The sequence below is a fragment of the Shewanella sp. 11B5 genome (assembly GCF_002836795.1).
Classification (GTDB): domain Bacteria; phylum Pseudomonadota; class Gammaproteobacteria; order Enterobacterales; family Shewanellaceae; genus Shewanella; species Shewanella frigidimarina.
Map to the genome: position 1 here is coordinate 1 of NZ_PJAP01001057.1, position 2,488 is coordinate 2,488.

Genomic DNA, 2,488 nt, shown 5'->3' on the forward strand with positions numbered 1-2,488 from the left:
TAACGGAATAGCCGTTTTCATCGCAGATTGAGTGATTTGTAAACGCGACATACCAGAAACTTGCATCACAACTAATTCAGAGTTTGATGCCAGCATGCCCATCCCAATTAACGCACCTAGCAGTACTGCCATTGGGAAAAACATTTCAATATCACGTGGTACTAAAAATAGCACGTAAATGCCGGCGTCCAGCATGGTATAAGCACCACGCCCGACCAAACGTAATTGATCAACCCACTTAATGATGCCTGATAACCCAGTCAAAATAAGTAAACACAAGCTTGATGTACTGACGATCATACGAGCAATATAAAGGTCTAATATTCTCATGCCATCACCTGCTTACGTTTAAATAAGCCTAAGAACTTCATCCCTGTAGGGCGCTCTTTAATGAGTAACAACAACCCTAATAACAACGCAAAGCCATGGATCCACCACATGCCTAAATACTGCGGCACCACCTCATCTTGCAGGGCTTTTCGGCCTGCAATCATTAATCCAAAGTAACCTAAATAAAGCAAAATAGCGGGACCCATTTTAGCAAACTTACCCTGGCGCACATTAACCCGCGCTAACGGCACGGCAATTAAGGTCAACAATGGGATCGCGATAGGGATAGCTAGTCGCCATTGAAATTCAGCTGCAGCTTCTGGTCCTGGAGTATCTAACAATTCGTCTATTGGCATTGCAGATAATTTACGTCGCCTCTCATCAACTTCCTGTTCTTTAATCTCCATTTTATAACCACCAAACTCAATCACTTGCAGTTCGAGTGATTTAGGACTGCCCTGATAACGGAAGCCTTTTTCAAGTTGTAACTGCTGACTGCCAATATTATCTTCAATCACACGACCTTTATTGGCAACTACAATATTTGTCAGGCCATTTTCGTCTTCCGGATCAGGGAGTTGCGCTACAAAGACTTTATCTAAGGTATTGTCTTTATTTATTTTCTCAACAAACAAAACTGCTCGACCATTTGGGCTAGCTTGAAAACGACCTTGCGTTAAGGCTGCTAATCCAGCTTCGGATTGCGCTTTCTCTAATACCTGATTCTGACGTTCTTCTGCCCACGGTCCGACATAAACCGACAAATAAGCCGTGAATAATAAATTGGCAAAAGCAAGCAATAACGTTACGCGAGTGACATACCATTCACTCACACCGACGCCATGCAATACCACCATTTCATTTTCAGCATACATTCGCCCATGAGCCAACAATATTGCTAAAAAGAAACTCAGCGGTAACACTAATACCGTCAATTGAGGCAGGTTTAACCCTAATAATGTCATCACTAAAGAAGCGGGGAATTCGCCATCAGATGCATCGGCTAACACGCGCACGAATTGTTGACTAATAAAAATAGTTAGCAGCACCAAAAGTACCGCAAATTGTGCTTTTAAAACTTCACTAATAAGATATCTAAATACAATCACAAGTAGGATCCGGTGGCTAAACTTATCTTTTTACTGGTATCAGAGCAACTTTCATGTAAACTGTCTACTTTCAGCAGTTTTGCTAGTTTTCTGACCAGCGCGGAAGGTGCTTTGGGGTCATGGTTAACATCTATTTTGGCTGTCAATTTACGCCTCTTTTCGTTAATAATCCCAAACAGTTATCACCTTTTCGTTGATTATATGCCAGATGGCCTAATGCAAACATTATCTAATAAATATAAAAATTTGTCTTTAAGAATCTAGGAGTGCTCATGGAGTTTAGCGTAAAGAGCGGCAGCCCCGAAAAGCAACGTTCAGCCTGTATCGTTGTCGGCGTGTACGAACCTCGCCGTCTGTCTGGTATCGCAGAGCAATTGGATAAAATCAGTGAAGGTTACATTAGTAACCTACTTCGTCGTGGTGACCTAGAAGGTAAACCAGGACAAATGTTGCTATTGCATCATGTACCAAACGTACTAAGCGAACGTGTTTTACTGGTTGGTTGTGGCAAAGAGCGTGAGTTAGACGAGCGCCAATACAAACAAATTATCACAAAAACCATCAGTACCCTAAATGAAACCGGTTCAATGGAAGCAGTGTGCTTCTTAACTGAACTGCATGTCAAAGGCCGCGACACCTATTGGAAAGTTCGCCAAGCCATTGAGAGCACTCAAAATAGCCTGTATTCATTTGATGCATTAAAAACCCGTAAAGGCGAAACTCGTCGTCCATTACGTAAAATGGTATTCAACGTGCCTACGCGCCGTGAACTCACCATTGGTGAACGTGCCATTGAACACGGAACAGCCGTATCTGCAGGTATGCATTTATGTCGTGACGTGGCCAACATGCCGCCTAACATTTGTAACCCTGCGTATTTGGCATCTCAAGCGCGTCAAATGGCTGAAGTGTACGAAAACCTTAACGTTACAACTATTGGCGAAGAGCAAATGGCCAAATTGGGCATGAACTCTTATCTTGCTGTAGGTCGTGCTAGTGCCAATGAATCTATCATGACTGTGATGGAATATCAGGGCGCCGTTGACAGT

General features: G+C 42.8%; 3 protein-coding genes. 1 reads left to right on the forward strand and 2 read right to left on the reverse strand.

Translation table 11 applies throughout. The features are described 5' to 3' along the window. Positions 1 to 330, reverse strand: a 330-nt coding sequence (locus CXF78_RS20235; RefSeq protein ID WP_145991590.1) for an LptF/LptG family permease, incomplete at its 3' end; no start/stop codon positions are given. Continuing rightward, entirely contained in the window at positions 327 to 1,439 is a 1,113-nt protein-coding gene (lptF, locus tag CXF78_RS20240) for an LPS export ABC transporter permease LptF (protein ID WP_011636399.1), read from the reverse strand. The genes CXF78_RS20235 and lptF, both read right to left, overlap by 4 nt. A 272-nt stretch (positions 1,440 to 1,711) precedes the next feature. Here lptF and CXF78_RS20250 point away from each other — a divergent pair. After that, the coding region (locus CXF78_RS20250) for a M17 family peptidase N-terminal domain-containing protein (protein WP_308302289.1) at positions 1,712 to 2,488 on the forward strand (777 nt) is incomplete at its 3' end.